This is a genomic window from Microbacter sp. GSS18, from assembly GCA_029319145.1.
In the GTDB taxonomy this organism is placed as follows: Bacteria; Actinomycetota; Actinomycetes; order Actinomycetales; family Microbacteriaceae; genus Microbacterium.
Map to the genome: position 1 here is coordinate 3931307 of CP119753.1, position 18897 is coordinate 3950203.

The window sequence follows — 18897 nt, forward strand, 5'->3', positions numbered from 1 at the left end:
ATGGTCGACGACTCCGCCACGGCCGCGACCCAGGCGACCGCCGTGATCGGGCAGGGCGACCTGCCCGATCACGACCTGGTCGGCCGGCTCGAGCTGATCGCCGATGAGATCAACCTGAAGGACAGCGTCTACGCGGTGATGGAGAGCATCGTCGCCGCGGTGGTCAAGCACACGCCGTGGACGCAGTGCTGGGTCGCCATGGTCGACATCGAAGAGCGACGCGTGCTGCACGACTACCACGCGGGGGACTTCGACCCCGCCTACCGATTCGAACTGCGCGATTGGGACATGACCGACACGGTGACGCTTGACGCGGCGCGCACTGGGTCCGTGATCGCGATCGGCGATGTCGAGCACTCCGCGTATCCGTACCTGCACGAGGCATCCGCCTCTGCGGGAGTGCGTGCCACCCTGTACGCCGCGGTGCCGTTCGACCATGACTCGCACAGCGTCGTCATCAACGTCAGCCTCCCGCGTGCCCACGAGTTCTCGGCCGCCGAGATCTCGCTCGCGCGCGGGATCACGACCTTCGCCGCGATCGCGTTCCGCAATATTCTGGCCACCGACCGGGCGATCGAGCACGAGGCGCAGGAGAAGGTCAAGCTCGCCGAGCTCAACACCACGATCCTCGAGAAGAACGCAGCCCTCGAGCAGGTCTCTCACGCCCAGGCCAGGCTGCTGCGGCTGCAGACGGTCGGCGCCGACGTCTCGGCGCTGTGCGCCGAGATCTCGGGCCTGCTGGAGATGCCGGTGCTGCTGCTGGATCCCTTCTACCAGCAGCTCGGACTCACCGGCATGGCGGTGCCCGACGCCGACGCCATCACCGCGCACCTGGCCGGGCGCGGTCGTGTCAGCGGGGAGAGGCTCGAATCCCGCCCCGCGATCCTCACGCTCGACGGCACGCGCTACGTCGTCACCAACGTCGTCGAGGACCACGCGCTGGTGGCGATGGTCGTGCTGCAGGTCGAGGGCGACGCGCCGTCCTCGCTGGCGATGCGCATCCTCGAACTCGCGCGGGTCCACGTCTCGCTCATGGTCATGCGCTTCCGGTCGTCGTTCGAGACCGAGGCGCGCTTCGCCCGCGAGTTCGTCGACGCGCTCGCCGGCGACTCGTCGAACCTCACGATCACGCAGCACGCGGGGCTGCTCGGCCTGCCGCTGCAGTCCACGAGCCAGATCATGCTCGCGCGCGTGTCGGGGCTGACCGAGACGCTTCCCCGACGCGACTTCGACGAGCTGGTGCAGTTCGTCGCCTCGCGCCTGCGCCAGACCGGCTTCAGCATGATCGCGGCGCCGGCGGGCGACTGCGAGCTGATGATCGTGCTCACGAGCGTCAACACGTGGGGGAGCGAGCGGGTCACGCTCGCGCTTCGCCGCGCGATCGCCGACGGCGCCCGGCTGATCGACGCATCGGCCGATCGCGTCAGTGTCGCGGTCGGCATCGGCGGTGGCTTCAGCGGCATCGACGGGCTTCGCCGCTCCCACCGCGAAGCCACGCGTGCGCTGCAGATCACGCTCTCGAGCGGGCACGTGGACGGCGACCTGAGCTTCGATGAAGCGGGAACCTACGCCGTGCTCGCGGCCACTCCCGCCGAGGACCGGCGCCACTTCGTGCAGCGCTACATGAAACCGCTGCTGGACTACGACCGGATGCACGGCGGTGCGTTCTTCGAGACACTGCGCACCTACTTCGAGTCCATCGGCAACATCCCTCGAACCGCCGAGCGGCTGTTCCTGCACGTGTCCACCGTGCGCTACCGCCTGCGCAGGATCGAGGAGCTCACCGGGATGTCGCTTGAGGACGAAGAGGACCGGCTGAGGCTGCAGCTGTGCCTGCGCTTCTCGCGGCTGTCGGATCTCGCGGACGCCTGAAGCGCATGGCCCACCACGCCACCATCGGTGGCGGCAGTACCGCACGCCTGATGATCGGGCTGCTCGCCGTCACCGTGTTCTCCGCCTTCGAGCACATGGCCATCGGGCCGATCCTGCCGATGATCGGCGCCGACCTGGGCGGGCTCGGTCAGTACGGCCTCGCCTACGCGGCGTCTCTGGCATCGAGCATCGTCGGGATGGCGGCCATGGGAACGGCGGTCGACCGCGGTCGCATCGCGATCGGATTCGTATTCAGCGGGGCGATGTTCGGCGGTGGTCTGCTCGTCATGGCGCTGACCGGATCCATGGCGGTCTTCGTCGCCGGTCGCCTTGTGCAGGGCCTGGGAACCGGTGGGCTCGCGGTCGCCTGCTATGCCGCGATCGCCGTCGGCTTCCCCGTGGAGCGGCACCGTCCGATGATCGGATGGCTGGCCAGCGCGTGGCTGCTCCCCGTGATGGTGGGACCGCTGGTCGCCGTCGCGATCGCCGAGCTGACGTCGTGGCGCTGGGTCTTCTTCGGCGTCGCGCTGCTCAGCCCGATCGCCGTCGTCATCGCCGTGCCGCCGCTGCGGCGGGGCGCGCCGCCGCTCGAAGTCCCGGTGAGGGGCGCGGCGCGACTGACGCTCTCCGTCCTCGTCGGCGCCGGGGTGCTCGCCGTCAGCGCGGCGACGACCGTGAGCGTGCTGCCCACGCCGGTCGTCATCCTCGCGGGCGTCGTGCTCGCCGGCATCGGGCTCGTCGTGCTCCTGCCGAAGGGAATCTTCCGCGCAGCGCGAGGGCTGCCCGCCGCGGTGCTGGCGCGCGCCACGGGCGCGGCCGCCGTGTACAGCATCCAGGCCTATCTCCCGGTCGTGTTCGAGAGCCGATACGCCGACGGCGCGTGGATCAGCGGCATCGTCCTGACCGCGAGCGGCATCGGATGGGCGATGGCGGCCGTGCTGAGCGCGCGGATGCAGCGCACGCTGAGCTCGACCGCGGCGACGCGCATCGGGGCCTTCGGGGTGCTGATGGGGGCGGTCGCGGCCACTCTCGCGATCGGGATGGGCTGGCACCCCGTGGTGCTCGGGGCGGTGTGGGCGGCAGTCGGCGCAGCCATGGGCGTGCTCTCGCCCGGCGCGGCCGCCATCGTGATCGCCGCCGATGATGCGCGCGGAGACAACACGTCGGCCATCACCATCTCGGAGACGGCGCTGGCGGCGTTCGGCATCGCGATCGGCGGGGTGCTCGTCGGCGCCTTCTCCGATGAGTCCGGCTTCGTCCTGATCGGCGTGATCGGGATCGTCTTCGCGCTGTTCGCGGCGTTCGGGTCGACGCGCACCGCTGCCGCGGGGTCGTCGGGAGCGGCGCAAACCGCCGGAAACACGGGCGCAAACGCCAGGGTTGCCGAATGAGGTTGACTCGGCTCCCGTTCCCGCCGATCGCGCGGGCCGCATCCGTTCACCGCGTCGACTCGCGCCGTGGCCTCAACCTGGAGGAGCTCAACCGATGTCTATGAAGTTCTGGATTCACCTGCCTTTCTTCTATCCGGATCTGGATCGTCCGTACAAGGATCTGCTGGATGAGACCGTCGAGGTGGTGAAGGCTGCTGAGCGGTTGGGGTTCGAGGGTGTCGCGGTGCCGGAGAACAATTTCCACAACTTCATCACGATCCCGTCGTCGCTGCAGATGATCGCGTATCTGGCGCCGCAGACCTCGACGTTGAAGTTCCAGTCGGGGGTGCTGGTGCTGCCGAACTACAACCCGCTGTGGTTGGCGGGTCATGTCGCGTTCGCGGATCACATGACCGAGGGTCGGCTGTCGCTGGGTGTGGCGCGGGGTGGTGGCCCGTTCCAGGCGGTGCGGATGGGGTACAAGGGCGAGGACATGCGTGCCATGTACGAGGAGTCGTTGGAGATCCTGAAGCGTGCGTGGACGGAGTACGACATCGCCAATGAGGGCCGGTTCTGGTCGTTCCCGGAGACGACGGTGCTGCCCCGGTTGTATCAGGACGACATCCCCGAGCTGTGGGTGGCGGCGCAGAGCGGGGTGGGTCTGCGCAACGCGGGCCGTGACGGGTTGAACCTGATGACCTCGCCGTCCGCGCCGACGTTCTTCACCGACTTCGATGAGACCGAGCTGGCGATGCGGTACTACAACGAGGGTGCTGCGGAGGCCGGGGTGACGCCGGGGAAGGTGATGGCGGTGCGGTGGGGGTTCATCGGCGAGACCGTCGGGGATGCGATGAAGCAGGTGGATCGGATGTATCACCATTGGTCGCATTACGGGGCGGGGGCGCCGAAGGCGCCGGAGGGGCTGTCGTTGGAGCAGCTGTTCCTGCCGCGGGATGACCCGAAGAGCGGGTGGAAGCGCACGAACCGTCCGATCAAGGGAGGGAAGATCATCCTCGATGATGTGCCGCCGCTGGATCTGGACTCGATGCCGGAGAAGGCCGAGAACGCGCTGCTGCTGGACCCGGACGGTGCGGTGGAGCGGTTCAAGCACTACGAGTCCCTCGGGATCACGGATGTGAACCTGCAGATGCAGTTCGGGTCGCCGGTCGAGGACGTCATCCACTCCATGGAACTGATGTCCCGGCACGTCTTCCCCGCCTTCGAAGACAAGGCAGCCGCCGCATGAGCGCCGGCCGGAGCGCGAACCCCGGGCGTGAGCAAGGAGAACTGAGCGAGTGAGCATCAAGGCAGTCGTCGGCGGTCGCATCTGGACCGGAACCGGCGAGGTCATCGAGGACGGCGTGATCGTCGTCGAGGACAAGAAGATCGTGGCGCTCGGTCGGCGTGAGGCGACGCCGGTCCCCGAGGGAGCGTCCACGATCGATGCGACCGGGACGACGGTGATCCCGGGGATGATGGACATGCACGTCCATCTGTCGGGGAACTCCGATCGTCGCAAGCGGCCCGGCAACGCCGAGTACCTCGCGTATGCGAGCGTGCCGACCAAGACGCTGGACGCGCTGCGCAACGCGCAGCGGTCGCTGATGGCGGGGTTCACCACGGTGCGCTCGATCTCCACGGCGGACGGTGGTCAGATCGAGCTGCGCGACTTCGGCAGCGAGGGCCTGCTGATGATCTCGCGGATGCATGTCGCGCCGTGGTGGCTGACGATGACCGGCGGTCACGGCGACCTGTTCTACCCGGCGGCGTATGAGCGCAAGCCGTGGGACACCGCCGACGGCGTCGAGGGTGTGCGCCTGGCGGTGCGCAAGCAGATCCAGGTCGGCGCCGACTTCGTGAAGGTGATGGCTTCGGGCGGCACCCTGTCGCACGGCGACAAGCCGACCTGGCCGAACTACACCACCGAAGAGATCGCCGCCGCCGTCGACGAGGCCCACACCTACGACCTGAGGGTCGCGGCCCACGCCCACTCCGTCGAGGGCATCCAGCGGTCCCTGAACGCGGGCGTGGACAGCATCGAGCACGGCACGTTCGTCAGCGACGAGCAGCGGGCGCGGATGGCGGAGACCGGCGTGTTCATGGTCCCGACCCTGTCGATCAGCGACTACATCGTCCGCGAGGGTGAGAACTCCGGCGCCTCACCGGAGCACCTCGACCGTGCCCGGCGGATGCGGGAGGGGCGGCGGGAGTCGTTCGTGAAGACGTGGCAGGCGGGTGTGAAGATCGCGATGGGCACCGACGGCGGCTCGTACACTCCGCTGGGCGACAACGCCCTCGAACTCGAACTGTACGTCGAGCTGGGGATGACACCGGCCGAAGCGCTGACGACCGCGACGGTCAACGCCGCCGAGCTGCTGGGACGGCCGGACCTCGGCACCCTCGAGGTCGGCAAGACCGCCGACATCGTGTGCGTGGCCGGGGACCTGCTCTCGGACATCACCCTGCTGCGCGCCCGCGGCACGATCCGCACCGTCCTCCTCGACGGCCGCGACGTCACCAACGCCGGCCTCGCCAGCGACGACATCTTCCCCGAACTGACTCTGGAGGCCTGACGTGACCGCCCCCGCCACGACGCGCGAGATCCACCTGACACGCCGCCCGCAGCTGCGGCCGAGCCCCGAGGACTTCCGGCTCGTCGAGCTGCCGACCCCGGCGCCCGCCGCGGGCGAGATCCTCGTCCGCAACGACTGGCTGTCGGTCGACCCGTACATGCGCGGCCGGATGAACGCCGAACCCACCGACCGCGAGCCGTTCCCCCTCGATGCGGCTCCGGTCGGGGCGGCGGTCGGCGAGGTCGTGGCCTCGGAGTCGGACGACGTGCCGGTGGGCGCGTGGGTGCGGCACATGAACGGATGGCGCGAGCACTCGATCGTGGCGGCCGACGAGGCGCGCGTCGTCGACGTCTCGGGGATCGATCCGCGGGCCTACCTCGGCCCCCTCGGGAGCGTCGGACTCACCGCCTACGTCGGGCTCACGCAGATCGCGCCGGTGAAGCCGGGCGACGTCGTCTTCATCTCGGGCGCGGCCGGAGCGGTGGGGATCCACGCCGCGCGCATCGCGCGGCATCTCGGCGCTGCGACGGTGATCGGCTCTGCGGGCGGCCCCGAGAAGGTGGGCAGGCTGACCGCCGAGTTCGGCTACGACGCGGGCATCGACTATCGCGCGGGCGACCTCGTCGGTCAGCTCGGCGCGGTCGCGCCGGAGGGCATCGACGTCTACTTCGACAACGTCGGCGGCGAGCAACTGTGGGCGGCGATCGAGGCGGCTCGTCAGGGCGCGCGCATCGCGCTGTGTGGAGCGATCTCGGGCTACAACGCCGCCGCGGGGGAGCACCTGGTACCTGGGAACCTCGCCAAGGCCACCGGCAAGCGGATCACGCTGCGGGGGTTCGTCGTCAGCGATCATCTCGATCTGCGTGACGAGTGGGAGGAGTTGGCCCGCGCATGGATCGCGGACGGCTCGCTGACGGACGCCGTGACGATCCTCGATGGATTCGAGAGCACGGTGCCGGCCTTCATCGGCCTCTTCGACGGGACCAACACCGGCAAGATGCTCGTCCGGCTGGCGCGAGAGGATGAGGCGGCGAGCGCGGTGACGGGCGGCGCGCTGTGAGCGCCGCGGGCCCCTGGGCGAACGACGCTGCACCGAGACAGGAGAGACGCATGACGACATGGAGTGAGCGACTGGGAACGGTCGGGGTCTGGGCGGCCTACACCCAGCTGACCCCCGAACTGGCCGTCGACATCGAACGGCTCGGCTACGGCGCGATCTGGCAGGGCGGGTCGCCCACCGCCGACCTGACGGCGGCGGAGGAGCTGCTCGATGCGACGGAGTCGATCACCGTCGCGACGGGCATCGTCAACATCTGGCGGTCGGAGCCGCGGGAACTCGCCGACGCGTATCACCGGATCGTGGCGCGCCACCCGGGTCGTCTTCTCGTCGGCGTCGGCAGCGGCCACCGCGAGGGGACGCCTCATCGTGTTCGCCCGGTGCAGGCGATGTCGGACTATCTGGACGTGCTCGATGAATACGGCGTCCCCAAGCGCGACCGCGCGCTCAGCGCCCTGGGCCCCCGCATGCTCGCGATGTCGGCGGCGCGCAGCGCGGGCACGCATCCGTATCTCACGGTGCCTGCCCAGACCGCCGAGGGCCGCGCGGCGGTCGGTCCCGGCGCCCTGGTCGCCCCCGAGCAGACGCTGGTGCTCGAGTCCGACACCGCCGCCGCCCGTGCGGTCGCCCGGGACTTCCTCACGCGCTACCTGCGGCTGGCGAACTACGCCGGCAACCTGCTGCGCGCGGGGTTCACCGAGGAGGACCTCGCGGGCGGCGGAAGCGATCGCCTGATCGACGACGTGATCGTCCACGGCGATGCAGCGACTCTCGCCGCCGCAGTGAACGCCCACCTCGGGGCCGGCGCCGACCACGTGTGCGTGCAGATGCTCCCGGCGGCCGACGACATCAGGCCCGCGCTCGGCGCCGTCGCCGCCGAGATGGGGCTCGCCGGCGCGTGAGCAGGCCGGTCACAGGCGGATCGTGAAGCGCTCCGTCGGGATGATCATGCGCGAGTTGGACCGGCCCCACCCGCGATCGATCGGCGTGCCGTCCGCCAGCGTGAGCGCTCGGCTGGTGAAGCGCAGCGGATCGCCGACCTCGACGTCCATGCGGTCGCGGTCGGCGGCCGTCGCGCGGCAGTCGATCGTCCGGCGCGTCATCTGGATGGTCGATGCGCCGGTGATCGCACCGACGATCTTGTACCAGTTGAGGTCGGAGGGAAGCCCGTCGCGGTGGTACTCCTCGGGCAGCCGGAGCGTCGTCCAGATGGTCCAGTACTCGGCGGCGACGCCGTCCAGCACGCTGACCCGTTCGATGCGGGTGACCTGACTCCCGGCCGCTCCGGTCAGCTCGAGCGAGAGTTCGTCGTGCGGCGTGGTCAGGTCGATGCCGACGGTGTCGTAGCGTGTGCCCGCCGCCACCGGCTCGACGGCGGTGTCCTCGACCGACCAGTGGTGCAGCGCGGTCGCGAGCGATGTGCCCAGGCGCGGCGCGCGCGTGAGGACGCCGGCCTCGGTGAGGGAGCTCAGCGCATCGCGCAGCGCGGCTCGCGGCACGCCCAGGCGCCGGACGGTCGAATACTCGTCGAAGCTGAGTCGGCCGTCCGGCCCGGCATCGAGGATCTCGGCGAGCAGGCGGTCTCTGATGGCAGCGGAGTCCACGCTGACAGGCTACGCGCGGATGCGAGGGGTCGGGCCTCACGCCGCGGTAGCGAGCGCTCGCGCGATCCCGATCACGCGCGCCTTGTGCGCCGCGGGGGTCTCGCCGAGCGGCTCGAGGAACGCGTCGCCGTACATGACCCGCACGAGGCCCTCGGTGTAGACCGTGCGCACGACGTTCAGCGCCTGCGGCGTCGGGACCGGGAGCGTCTGCGCGAGCGCACCCAGCATCCGCCGGGATGCCGCGCCGCCGCGGGCGAGCAGCTCGGGGTCGTGGGCGCTGCGATCGATGAGCGCGCGCAGGGCCGGCGCGTGCACGTCGAACACCCCGAGGATGACGTGGGTGACGGATGCCGCAGCTTCTGCGGCATCCGCCCCCTCGCGCACGTGCTCCTCGCGCAGCATCCGCTCGGTTTCACGGATCTGGGCGAGCCAGCGGTCGTGGACGGCGAGGAAGAGCCCTGCCTTGCCGTCCACGCGCGCGTAGATCGACGGCGCGGACACGTTCGCGCGCCGGCACACCTCGGTGATCGTCAGGCCCTGCCAGCCTCGTTCGGCGAACAGCTCCATGCCGACCTGGAGCACGCGATCCCACGTGTCGCGGCTGCGATCCTGCCGGGGTGCGCGCTCCCGCGTCGGGGTCGTCGGGGTGGTCATGGGCCCAGGCTATGCCGTCGGGACCTTGAGCCCGTCGCCCATCTCCTCGAGCTGCGCCACGATCTCGCCGGGGCTCTTCTCGCCGACCTGCTTCTGCAGCATCGGCGTGTGATCGAGCACGAAGTCGCGCACGGGCCGCAGGAACGCGGGGGCGTGGTGGAAGACCTTGCCGAGGATGTACGCCTGCTGCACCTGCCCGGTGGTGTGGTCGATGCGCCGGTCGTCGTATCGCCGCAGCGCGGCGGTGACCGCCGCAGTGTCGGCGAGGTCGACGTCGGTCAGCTCCTGTGCGAGCGTGTAGCCGTCGCCGATCGACATGCCCGCGCCGTAGGCGGCGTAGGGCGAGGTGGCGTGGGCGGCGTCGCCGGCGAGAGTGATGCGGCCCTTCGACCACTGCTTCAGCGGCACGCGATCGCGGATCGGCCAGCGCTGGCAGTTCGCCGGGTCGGTCGATTCGACCAGACCCGCAAGGGCGCCCGGGAACTGCTTCGCGAGCTCGAGCGCGTGCGCCTTCAGGTCGGTGGGCGCCGGCTTCTCGGGATCCCAGGCCTGGAGGACCCACCACTGGATGCCGTCGCGGCCGTTGTCGCGGATCGACGAGTACGTGCCCTGCACGGTGCGGTTGTGCGTGAGGACGACCTCGTTGTGCTCCGCGCCGGGAACGTCCTCGAACGTGTAGCCGCCGATGATGGCGAGCTTGTGGTCGCGCTTCTCGCTCGGGCCCCACAGGTGGGTGCGCACCATCGAGTCGATGCCGTCGGCGCCGATGACCGCCGCGGCCTCGATCGCCGTGCCGTCGCCGAGCGACACCGTGACGGCATCGCCGTGGTCCTCGAGTCCGGTCACCTCGACGTCGGTGCGCAGCACGCCCTCGGGCATCGCCGCGAGCATCCGGCGGTACAGTTCCGGACGCAGCAGGCCGATGAACCCGCCGCCGTACTCCTTCACGACGTCTTCGGGGATCTGCACGTCGGCGCGGATGTTGCCCTTCACACCGCGGAAGGTGCCGTGGCACGGTGCGCCGAGGTCCTCGGTGTCCACGCCCATCGCCCGCAGCGCCTTGATGGGCGGCGGCCACAGGTTGAGGATGTTGCCCGCGGGCCGCGCCTCGCGGTAGCGCTCGAGCAGGATCGTTCGGTGGCCGACCGTGTGCAGGGACAGGGCGGTGGCCATGCCGGCCGGGCCTGCCCCGATGATCACGATCGGAAGGGAGTCGGGTGCGCTCATCGCATCCTCCAGTCGTCGTCGACGGGTTCGGGTGATGCAGTGAGCGTAAGTTCCGACGTCGATAAATGTAAAGGCGTTACAGAACTAGGGATTCCGATGCGCGGTATCGGCGCGATCGATACGCGCGTCGGCCCGGTGCTCCCGCCGAGGGCGGAGGCACCGGGCCGACGCTGATCGTGGGCTCAGCCCTGGGGGTCGAGCAGCACCTTGATGGCGCGGCGCTCGTCCATCGCCTTGTAGCCCTCCGCCGCCTCGGACAGCGGCAGCGTCATGTCGAACACCTTGCCGGGGTCGATCTCGCGCTTCCAGATCCGGTCGATGAGGTCGGGCAGGAATTCGCGCACGGGGGCGGGACCGCCGTGCAGGTGCACGGTGGAGAAGAACAGCTCGAGGCCGGGGATGTCGACGCCGTGCGAGACGCCCACGAATCCGACGTGCCCGCCGGAGCGCGTGGAGTGGATCGCCTGCATCATGGCCTCCTGCGTGCCCACGGCCTCGACGACCGAGTGCGCGCCGAGTCCGTCGGTGAGCTCCTTGATCTTCGCCACGCCCTCGTCGCCGCGCTCCTCGACGATGTCGGTGGCGCCGAACTCGCGGGCGAGTTTCTGGCGGGACTCGTGGCGCGACATCGCGATGATGCGCTCCGCGCCCAACTGCTTGGCGGCGAGGATCGCGAGCAGGCCCACCGCGCCGTCGCCGACGACGGCGACGGTCTTGCCCGGGCCCGCCTCGGCGGCCACGGCGCCGAACCAGCCGGTGCCGAGCACGTCCGAGGCTGCCAGCAGCGACGGGATCAAGTCGGCGTCGGGCATGCCCGGCGTTGCGACCAGCGTGCCGTCGGCGAGCGGGATGCGCGCCAGATCGGCCTGCGTGCCGCCCATGCCGATGTACTCGGCGTGCACACACCGGGACTGGTAGCCGGCCTGGCAGATCTCGCACGTGTTGTCCGAAGCCCAGAAGGATCCGACGACGAAGTCGCCGACCTTGATCGTCTTCACGTCGTCGCCGATCTGCTCGACGACGCCGACGTACTCGTGTCCCATCGGGGTGTCGGGATGCACGGGCTCGGCGCCGCGGAACGGCCACAGGTCCGAACCGCACACACAGGCGGCGGTGACCCGGATGATGGCGTCGGTGGGGGCGAGGATCTTCGGGTCCTCGCGCTCGATGACCCGGACGTCGCCGGGGGCGTGGATGACGGCACCGCGCATGTCAGCTCTCCTGGGTGCCGGCCGCTGCGGCGGCGACGGTCTTGGCCACGCCCATGGCGGAGAAGCCCTTGGGCCAGCCGGTGTAGAAGGTCAGCTGGGTGATCGCCTCGACGACCTCTTCCTGCGTGAGGCCGTTGGCGATGCCGAACGGGATGTGGAAGCCGAGCTGGTCGGCGTTGCCCATCGCCGTCAGCGCGGCGATGGTGATGAGGCTGCGGTCGCGCTTGGACAGTCCCGGGCGCTCCCAGACCTCGTCGAACAGCACCTTGTCGGTGTAGTGGGCGAGTCCGGGGGCGAAGTCGCCGAAGGCCTGCTGGCCACCGGTCCAGCCGGTCGAGGGGGAGTCGGTCATATCTTGCTCCTTCGTGCTCGGTCGCCGGGTGCGACCTGACGATGACCACTCAACTCCTTCGTGCCCGTGCACGCGAGGCCCCCGCAGGACGCGTACTGACAGGGCATCCTTTACGCGCGGATCCCGGCGTAGCGTCAGAGCATGACCGATCCCACCGCGACACCGACCGAGCAGCGGGCCCTCGTGACCGCGCCCGAACCGACCCTGCTCCGGCTCACGCAGCGCCCTGTTCCCGCCCCCGCGGCCGGCGAGGTGCTCGTGCGCACCCACGCCGTCGGCGTGAACAACGCCGACATCGCCGGCGCGTCCGACGAACGGGTCGCCGGCTACGAGTTCAGCGGTGTCGTCACCGCCGTCGGCGCCGGCGTGGCGGACGATGTGCTCGGCGTGCGCGTGCTGGGGCTGACCACGGGGGCGTTCGCCGAGTACGTCATCGCCGACCGGCGCCACGTCATGCCGATCCCGGATGAGCTGCCCTTCGCCGAGGCCGCGGCCGCCGCCACCGCGCTGACCACCGAGTACGGCGCCCTGCGCCGCGCGGACCTGGCGCCGGGCGAGACGGTGCTCATCACGGCCGCCACCTCGGGGATCGCCCTGCTCGGCGTGCAGATCGCACGGGCCCTCGGCGCCGGGCAGGTGATCGGCACGACTCGCACCGCCGACCGCCGCGCGCTGGTCGAGCAGGCCGGCGCGGATGCCGTGGTGGTCACGGATGCCGAGGATCTGGCCGAGACCGTGACCTCGCTCACGGGTGGGCGAGGCGCGGATGTCGTCCTCGACCACGTGGGGGGTGCCCTGCTCGACGAGGCCATCGCGTCGGCGCGGCCCGGCGGCCGCGTCATCAGCGTCGGCCGGCTCGCCGGCCCGAAGGCCGAGATCGACCTGTTCGCGCTCGCCCGCTCCGCGGCGACTCTGCAGTCGGTCTCGTTCGGATTCTCACCGCCCACCGTCCTCGGCGACCTTCTGGCCGGAGTGCAGCGGGACCTGAGCGCAGCGCTCGCCGACGGATCGGTGCGCCCGATCGTCGGCGAGATCGTCGAGCTCGATTCCCTTCCGGCGCTCATGGTCGCGGTGCGCGACGGCCGCCGCGTCGAGGGCAAGATCGTCGCGCTGACGGGGCGCTGAGGAGAGCGCATGCCGAGGCGATCGTCCATCCTGCTCGCTCTCGCCGCGGTGTCGGCGTTCATCGCCGGCTGTGCGCCGGCTGCGTCCGGGCCGTCGGCTCCGGAGCGCACGTCGTCGACCGCCGACTCGTCGGCGCCCGCGTCGCGGGGTTTCGACCTCGTGCCCGACGGCTACCGGCAGCCGGCTGCGATGCCGGGCACGCTCGAGCACGTCGACTATGCGACGACCCATGCGCCCGGCGCCACGTCCCCGACCGACAAGCGCGCTCTGGTGTACCTGCCGCCGGCCTACGATCCCGATGACGAGAGCGTCGCCTACGACGTCTTCTATCTGATGCACGGCGGCGGCGGCAGCGAGCACTCGTGGATGGGGCGACCCGATCGGCCGACCGCCCTGCCGTCGATCTTCGACCACATGATCGCCGACGGCCTCATCGAGCCGCTCATCGTCGTGGCGCCGACCTACGACACCGGCTACTCCACCGGGATGGAGGCGTTCGCGGGTAACGTCGCGGCGTTCACGGACGAGCTCCTCCAGGACCTCATCCCGGCGATCGATGCGCGATACCGCACGCGGGCCGCATCGGACGCCGCCGATGCTCGCGCCCACCGCGCTTTCGGCGGCTTCTCGATGGGCGGCGTGACGACGTGGCACATGCTCGAGCATGCCCTCGGCACCTTCGAGCACTTCCTGCCCATGAGCGGCGACAGCTGGAACCAGGGGCCGATCGGCGGACTCGAACACGCCGATGCGACAGCGGCGCAGCTGGCGGAGGCGGCGGTGGCGTCGGGCTACGGACCCGACGAATACGACGTGTTCGCCGCGACGGGCAGCGGCGACTTCGCCGAGCCGAACATGACCGCCATGCTCGAGGCGATGCGCGCGCGCACCGATGCGTTCGTCGAGACCGACGGGGACTTCATCGACGGCAACCTGATCTACTACACGGTCGATGGTCACCTGCACGACTACCCGTGGGGCTACGACTACATCTACGCCGCACTCCCGCTGTTGTTCCCCGGGCGCTGAGGAGAGGCCGCATGCACGTACGCACGACGAACGGAACACCGCGCGGACGTTCGCGCCCGCTGAAGCTCGCGCTCGGAGCCGCGGCGCTGGTGGGGGCGATCGCGCTCGCCGGCTGCACCGGCGCAGGCATGGTCGCCCCGCCCCAGCCGAGCCCGTCGGGGCTCGCGGGTCCCGACGGGGAGCCCGTCGAGGTGGTCACGGACCTGCAGGCGCCGTGGTCGATCGTATTCGTCGACGACATTCCGCTCGTGAGCGAACGCGACTCCGGGCGCATCCTCGAGGTCTCGGCCACCGGCGATACGCGCGTCGTGGGCACGGTTGCGGAAACCTCCCCCGGGGGCGAAGGCGGGCTGCTCGGGCTCGCCGTCGACGAGCAGCGACGGCTCTACGCCTACTCGACCGGCCCCGACGGCAATCGCGTGCAGCGCTTCGCGCTGATTGGTGGTCCGGGGGCGATGTCTCTGGGCCCGGCCGAGACCGTGCTCGCCGGCATCCCGTCCGCGCGCTTCCACAACGGCGGGCGTCTGGCGTTCGGCCCCGACGGCATGCTGTACATCGCCACCGGCGACGCCCGCGACGGCGCCGCAGCGCAGGACCCGGACGCGCTCAGCGGGAAGATCCTGAGAGTCACCGCCGACGGCGAGGTGCCTGCAGACAACCCGTTCCCGGGGTCTGCCGCCTACAGCCTCGGGCACCGCAACGTGCAAGGACTCGCGTGGGCCGACGACGGCACGATGTTCGCCAGTGAGTTCGGCCAGGACACGTGGGACGAGCTGAACATCATCGAGCCGGGTGGCAACTACGGCTGGCCCGAGGTCGAGGGGATCGCCGGAGTCGAGGGCTTCATCGATCCGGTGCAGCAGTGGAACCCCGACCAGGCGAGCCCCAGCGGCATCGCGATCGCTCAGGGGGCCGTGTTCATCGCGAACCTGCGCGGGAGCGTGCTCCGCGCGGTGTCGGTGTCGGACCCGGCTGCGTGGGCAGATCACTTCTCCGGGGAGTTCGGTCGGCTGCGGGACGCCGTCGTCGCGCCCGACGGCACGCTGTGGGTGCTGACCAACAACACCGACGGGCGCGGCGCGCCGCGCGACGGCGACGACCGCATCCTCTCGGTCCCGCTCGCACCCTGACGGAGCGCAGGCGGACAGCCGGCCGGTGTGCGGCTAGGTGCGTCCGCGACGCATCAACGCGACCTCCACGATCGCGAGGATCATCAGGCCCACGCTGACCATGCCGAGGGCGAACAGGGGCGCGACGACGACCAGCACCGGGGAGATGAGAACGAAGACGCCCGCGGCGACGAGCCGGGCGGTGCGCCAATCGCCATGACTGCGCAGCGCCGTCGCCGCCGTCGCCGCGAGGAAGACCGCGGCGCCGCAGCCGAGCGCCCAGCCTCCCAGAACACCCAGGTGGGGCTCGTCGAGGTGGCCCATCGCCAACTCGATCCCGAGGGCCGTCAGGACGATGCCGATGATGATCGGGAAGTGGAGGTACGTGAACACCTCTCTGCCCATCTTCGCCCGTTCCTTGCGCTCCAGCCGCTCCAGTTCGTGCTCCAGTCGCCCCTGCAGGCGGTGGAAGTACGCGAACCAGTAGCCCACCGCGATGAGCATCGACAGCACGGCGCCGACGGCGAAGGGCGCGTCGAGGGGCGCCTCCCGAAGACCTGCGCCGATGGCGATGATGGACTCGCCGAGCGCGAGGATGATCACCAGCGAGTGCCGCTCGGCGAAGTGTGCGGCCGAACGAATCGCCCACCCGCCGCCGTCGATCGCGGTGACGAAGATGACGGCGAAGTCGTACACGACCGCCACGAGCCAGATCCACAGCTGGGCGGATCCGCCCAGCGCCGCGCCCACGGCCAGCAGAGCGGCGGTCGGCAGCACAGATGTCGCCGCCGTGACGGCTCCCTGCCGTCGCAGCGCACGATCGCCTCGAGCCGCGATGAAGTAGGTGCTGATGTGGATCAGGCGCACCAGCGTGTAGCAGATCACCAACGTCCACGCGGCATCCAGGCCCTCTTCGGCGGGGTGGAACGCCCCCGGAATCGCCAGGCTCGCCAGGAACATCGCGATCATCGCGAGGATGAACGCGGTCTGCAGGATGCCGCGATTGGCGCGCGCTTCGTTCGCGAGCCACGTGTACGAGGTCCACGCCCACCACAGCAGCGACAGGACGATGAAGGCCTGGAGGAGAGACTGCGGCGCCTCGCCGTGGGTCATCAGCGCGGTGACCTGGGTGAAGGCGAAGACGAAGACGAGGTCGAAGAACAGCTCGAGTGTCGTGACGCGGTCGCCCTCGTGCGCGTGGGCGACGGGAGCGCCGCCGGTGGCCGACGCCGACCGCGTCATGTCGCTCAGTCCTCCGCGGGCTCGAGCCGCAGCGTGGCGGCGGCGGCGTCGTCGGTGACCATGGCATCGACGTACATGCCGCGGCCGTACTTGCCGCGGTAGGCGGCGTCGATGCTCGAGCGCAGTGCGTCGTCGCCGGGCGTGAAGGTGACCTCGCGCTCGATGCCGCCTGCGCGGATCATCGCGCGCCCGCTGCGCTGCGCCTGGCGGTACCAGGATCCGCCGGGCCCGTGATAGGCCCGGATGTACAGGTCGTCGCCGACGCGCACCACCCAGATCGGCACGAAGGAGCGCACGCTCCCGTCCGTCCGCTTCGTCGCGATGCGCAGCTCGTTGGCGACCCCGATGCGGTCGACCTCGTTCTCGGTCCAGTTCGTCACAGTTCTCCTCGTTCCTCGGTTGTCATCATGTCCGGCCCGCCGAATCAAGGTCAACGGGCGGCGCGACTCAGTCGCGGGAGAAGATCATCTTCAGCATCGACCCGACGGTGAGCTTGCCGCCGTACACCGGCATCGCGCTGGCGCTGCCGTAGTCGGTGATCGGCTCGATGTTCTGAAGCGTCGCCATGTCCTCGTCCGAGATGACGAAATCGAGCTCGGCGTTGGCCTTCATGTGGGCGGGGTTCGCCGTCTTCGGGAGCGGCAGCAGACCCAGCTGCAGCACGTAGCGGATCGACAGCTGCGGGACCGACACGCCGTACTTCTCGGCGAGGGCCTTCACCTGCTCGTTCTTCAGCAGCTGGCCGTGGGCGACCGGCGAGTATGCCTCGACGAGGATGCCCTTCGACTGGGTGTACTCGATGAGCTCGTGGGGCGTGTTGCCGATGTGCGCGAGGATCTGGTTGACCATCGGATTCACGGTCGCGACCTCGAGGATGTTGTCGAGGTCGGCCCTCTCGAAGTTCGACAGGCCGATCGCCCGCAGCTTGCCGGCGGTGTAGGCGTCTTCCAGCGCCTTCCAGACCTGGCGGTTCTCCTCGAAGAACGGCTTGTCGCCGCGGAACTGCGTCCACGGCTGCGGGCTGTGGATGATCATCATGTCGATGTGGTCCAGGCCCATCGTCTTCAGCGACCGGTCGATGCCGGCCACGGCGCGCTTGTACGACTTGGCGCCCGCGTCGAGTTTCGTCGTGACGAACACGTCCTCGCGCTTGACGCCTGCGGTGCGCACGGCCTCGCCGACGCCCTTCTCGTTGCGGTACGCCTGGGCGGTGTCGATGTGGCGATAGCCGACCTCCAGCGCGCTCTTGACGGCGGGAACCACGTCGGCGTTGTTGATGAACCAGGTGCCGAGGCCGAGCTTCGGGATCTCGACGCCATTGGACAGTGTGTAGCTCTCTTCGATGATCATGCGACTCTCAGTTTCTCTTGGTGTGGGCTGACTCTTCGGGCCGACCGTTCAGTCAGCCGCATCGACGGGAAAGGCGAGGACGATCCGGCCTCGCAGCCCGCCGGCGTCCAGCCGAGCGTGGGCGGCGACCGCATCGACGGCGGGGTAGGTCGCGGCAACGCGCAGCGGGAGGATGCCCCCTTCGACCTGCTCACGCAGGCGCGTGATCGCGGCCTGGTCCTGGGCGCGCTGGCGGACGTTCACGTGGAGCACGCGGATGCCGCGCTCGGGCTCGGCATCCCAGAAGCGCAGGTCGATCAGCGCGCCGCCGTCGCGGACTGCCGGGAGGATCGCGGCGTAGAGGGTCGCGCCGTCGAGCACGGCGTCGACTCCGTCGGGCGCCGCGGCGAGGATCGCCTCGATCGCGCCGTCGCCGCGGGGGACGAACACGTCGGCGCCGAGGGCGCGGACATCCGCCTCGTCGTCGGCGCCGGCCAGAGCGATCACCCGGAGCCCGTCCTGGTGCGCGAGGGCGACGGAGGAGGCGCCCACCGCTCCGGCGGCTCCGGTGACCAGGATTGTGCTGCCGGCGGGGAGCGCGAGCGTGTCAAGCGCGTTGCGCGCGGTCAGCGCGTTCATGAGGAAGGACGCGGACTCCGCCCAATCGGCGCCCGCAGGAGCCGCCGTCGCGGAGGCCGCCGGGACGACGACGTACTCGCTGTAGCCGCCGAACGAGCCGGTGTTGTCGAGGATCGCCACGACCCGCGCGCCGACCTCGACATCGACACCCTCGCCGACCTCGTCGACCGTGCCGGCGACGTCCATGCCGGGGACGTAGGGAAGCTCGAGGCCCTCGTAGATCGCCGCGAGCGACCCGTCCCGGAGCATCACGTCGGCGGGGTTGAGCGCTGCCGCGGCGACGCGGATGCGGATCTCGCCCGCGGCCGGGTGCGGGTCGGGGAGGTCGACAGGGTGCAGGACCTCGGGTCCGCCGTACTGGGTCAGGCCGATCGCCTTCATGCATGCTCCTGGGGTTGTGCGTGCGGTCCGCCGGACCCGACGGCGGTGGTGATACCAAGGGACCACGTCTCGCGCATGCATCGCGAGGCACCCGCACTGCACGTACTGGCAGTGCCTGTTTTC

18 protein-coding genes are annotated in these 18897 nt (G+C 70.3%); 9 read left to right on the forward strand and 9 right to left on the reverse strand.

Translation table 11 applies throughout. The annotated features are described in order from the left end of the window. The 6 genes from P0L94_18220 to P0L94_18245 are packed head-to-tail and all read left to right on the forward strand — an operon-like array spanning position 1 to position 7774. The gene (locus P0L94_18220) at positions 1 to 1872 is read left to right on the forward strand and encodes a helix-turn-helix domain-containing protein (GenBank protein WES64388.1); all 1872 of its coding nucleotides are present in this window, start codon (positions 1 to 3) and stop codon (positions 1870 to 1872) included. Then, the gene (locus P0L94_18225) at positions 1830 to 3263 is read left to right on the forward strand and encodes an MFS transporter (protein ID WES64389.1); all 1434 of its coding nucleotides are present in this window, start codon (positions 1830 to 1832) and stop codon (positions 3261 to 3263) included. The genes P0L94_18220 and P0L94_18225 overlap by 43 nt, the downstream gene beginning before the upstream one ends. After that, complete coding sequence (locus P0L94_18230; GenBank protein WES64390.1) at positions 3253 to 4488, forward strand: LLM class flavin-dependent oxidoreductase; 1236 nt, start codon at positions 3253 to 3255, stop codon at positions 4486 to 4488. The genes P0L94_18225 and P0L94_18230 overlap by 11 nt, the downstream gene beginning before the upstream one ends. Positions 4489 to 4537: 49 nt before the next feature. Then, entirely contained in the window at positions 4538 to 5815 is a 1278-nt protein-coding gene (locus P0L94_18235) for an amidohydrolase family protein (GenBank protein WES64391.1), read from the forward strand. 1 nt (position 5816) lies between these two features. Then, positions 5817 to 6875 (forward strand): NADP-dependent oxidoreductase, encoded by a 1059-nt coding sequence (locus tag P0L94_18240; GenBank protein WES64392.1) that lies wholly within the window; start codon positions 5817 to 5819, stop codon positions 6873 to 6875. 50 nt (positions 6876 to 6925) lie between these two features. Next, a complete protein-coding gene (locus P0L94_18245) occupies positions 6926 to 7774 on the forward strand; it encodes a TIGR03620 family F420-dependent LLM class oxidoreductase (protein ID WES64393.1) in 849 nt (282 codons plus the stop codon). A gap of 9 nt (positions 7775 to 7783) precedes the next feature. Here P0L94_18245 and P0L94_18250 read toward each other — a convergent pair whose 3' ends face one another. From P0L94_18250 to P0L94_18270, 5 genes are all read right to left on the reverse strand, one after another. After that, positions 7784 to 8476, reverse strand: a complete 693-nt coding sequence (locus P0L94_18250) for a hypothetical protein (GenBank protein ID WES64394.1) — start codon at positions 8474 to 8476, stop codon at positions 7784 to 7786. 36 nt (positions 8477 to 8512) lie between these two features. Then, entirely contained in the window at positions 8513 to 9130 is a 618-nt protein-coding gene (locus P0L94_18255) for a TetR/AcrR family transcriptional regulator (protein WES64395.1), read from the reverse strand. Between the two features lie 9 nt (positions 9131 to 9139). Then, entirely contained in the window at positions 9140 to 10357 is a 1218-nt protein-coding gene (locus P0L94_18260; GenBank protein WES64396.1) for an NAD(P)/FAD-dependent oxidoreductase, read from the reverse strand. A gap of 182 nt (positions 10358 to 10539) precedes the next feature. Continuing rightward, positions 10540 to 11568 carry a zinc-dependent alcohol dehydrogenase family protein gene (locus tag P0L94_18265; GenBank protein ID WES64397.1) on the reverse strand — a complete coding sequence of 343 codons (1029 nt, stop codon included), beginning with the start codon at positions 11566 to 11568 and terminating at the stop codon, positions 10540 to 10542. A 1-nt stretch (position 11569) separates the two neighbouring features. Further along, complete coding sequence (locus P0L94_18270) at positions 11570 to 11920, reverse strand: carboxymuconolactone decarboxylase family protein (protein ID WES64398.1); 351 nt, start codon at positions 11918 to 11920, stop codon at positions 11570 to 11572. A gap of 141 nt (positions 11921 to 12061) precedes the next feature. On the opposite strand from P0L94_18270, the gene P0L94_18275 reads away from it, so the two are divergent. From P0L94_18275 to P0L94_18285, 3 genes are read left to right on the forward strand one after another with little or no spacing between them, the layout of a single operon-like run. Continuing rightward, positions 12062 to 13045 (forward strand): zinc-binding dehydrogenase, encoded by a 984-nt coding sequence (locus P0L94_18275; protein ID WES64399.1) that lies wholly within the window; start codon positions 12062 to 12064, stop codon positions 13043 to 13045. A gap of 9 nt (positions 13046 to 13054) precedes the next feature. Then, entirely contained in the window at positions 13055 to 14074 is a 1020-nt protein-coding gene (locus P0L94_18280; GenBank protein WES64400.1) for an alpha/beta hydrolase-fold protein, read from the forward strand. Positions 14075 to 14085: 11 nt separating this feature from the next. Further along, positions 14086 to 15204, forward strand: a complete 1119-nt coding sequence (locus tag P0L94_18285) for a PQQ-dependent sugar dehydrogenase (protein WES64401.1) — start codon at positions 14086 to 14088, stop codon at positions 15202 to 15204. A gap of 33 nt (positions 15205 to 15237) precedes the next feature. Here P0L94_18285 and P0L94_18290 read toward each other — a convergent pair whose 3' ends face one another. The 4 genes from P0L94_18290 to P0L94_18305 all read right to left on the reverse strand — a co-directional run bounded on the left by P0L94_18290 (position 15238) and on the right by P0L94_18305 (position 18774). Beyond that, positions 15238 to 16425, reverse strand: coding sequence for a low temperature requirement protein A (locus P0L94_18290; protein WES64402.1), 1188 nt, complete (start codon positions 16423 to 16425; stop codon positions 15238 to 15240). Between the two features lie 5 nt (positions 16426 to 16430). Continuing rightward, on the reverse strand, positions 16431 to 16805 hold the full coding sequence (locus P0L94_18295; GenBank protein WES64403.1) for a DUF2255 family protein: 375 nt from the start codon (positions 16803 to 16805) through the stop codon (positions 16431 to 16433). Between the two features lie 67 nt (positions 16806 to 16872). Next, positions 16873 to 17775, reverse strand: coding sequence for an aldo/keto reductase (locus P0L94_18300; protein WES64404.1), 903 nt, complete (start codon positions 17773 to 17775; stop codon positions 16873 to 16875). Positions 17776 to 17823: 48 nt separating this feature from the next. After that, positions 17824 to 18774 (reverse strand): NADP-dependent oxidoreductase, encoded by a 951-nt coding sequence (locus tag P0L94_18305; protein ID WES64405.1) that lies wholly within the window; start codon positions 18772 to 18774, stop codon positions 17824 to 17826. Between the last annotated feature and the right edge of the window lie 123 nt (positions 18775 to 18897).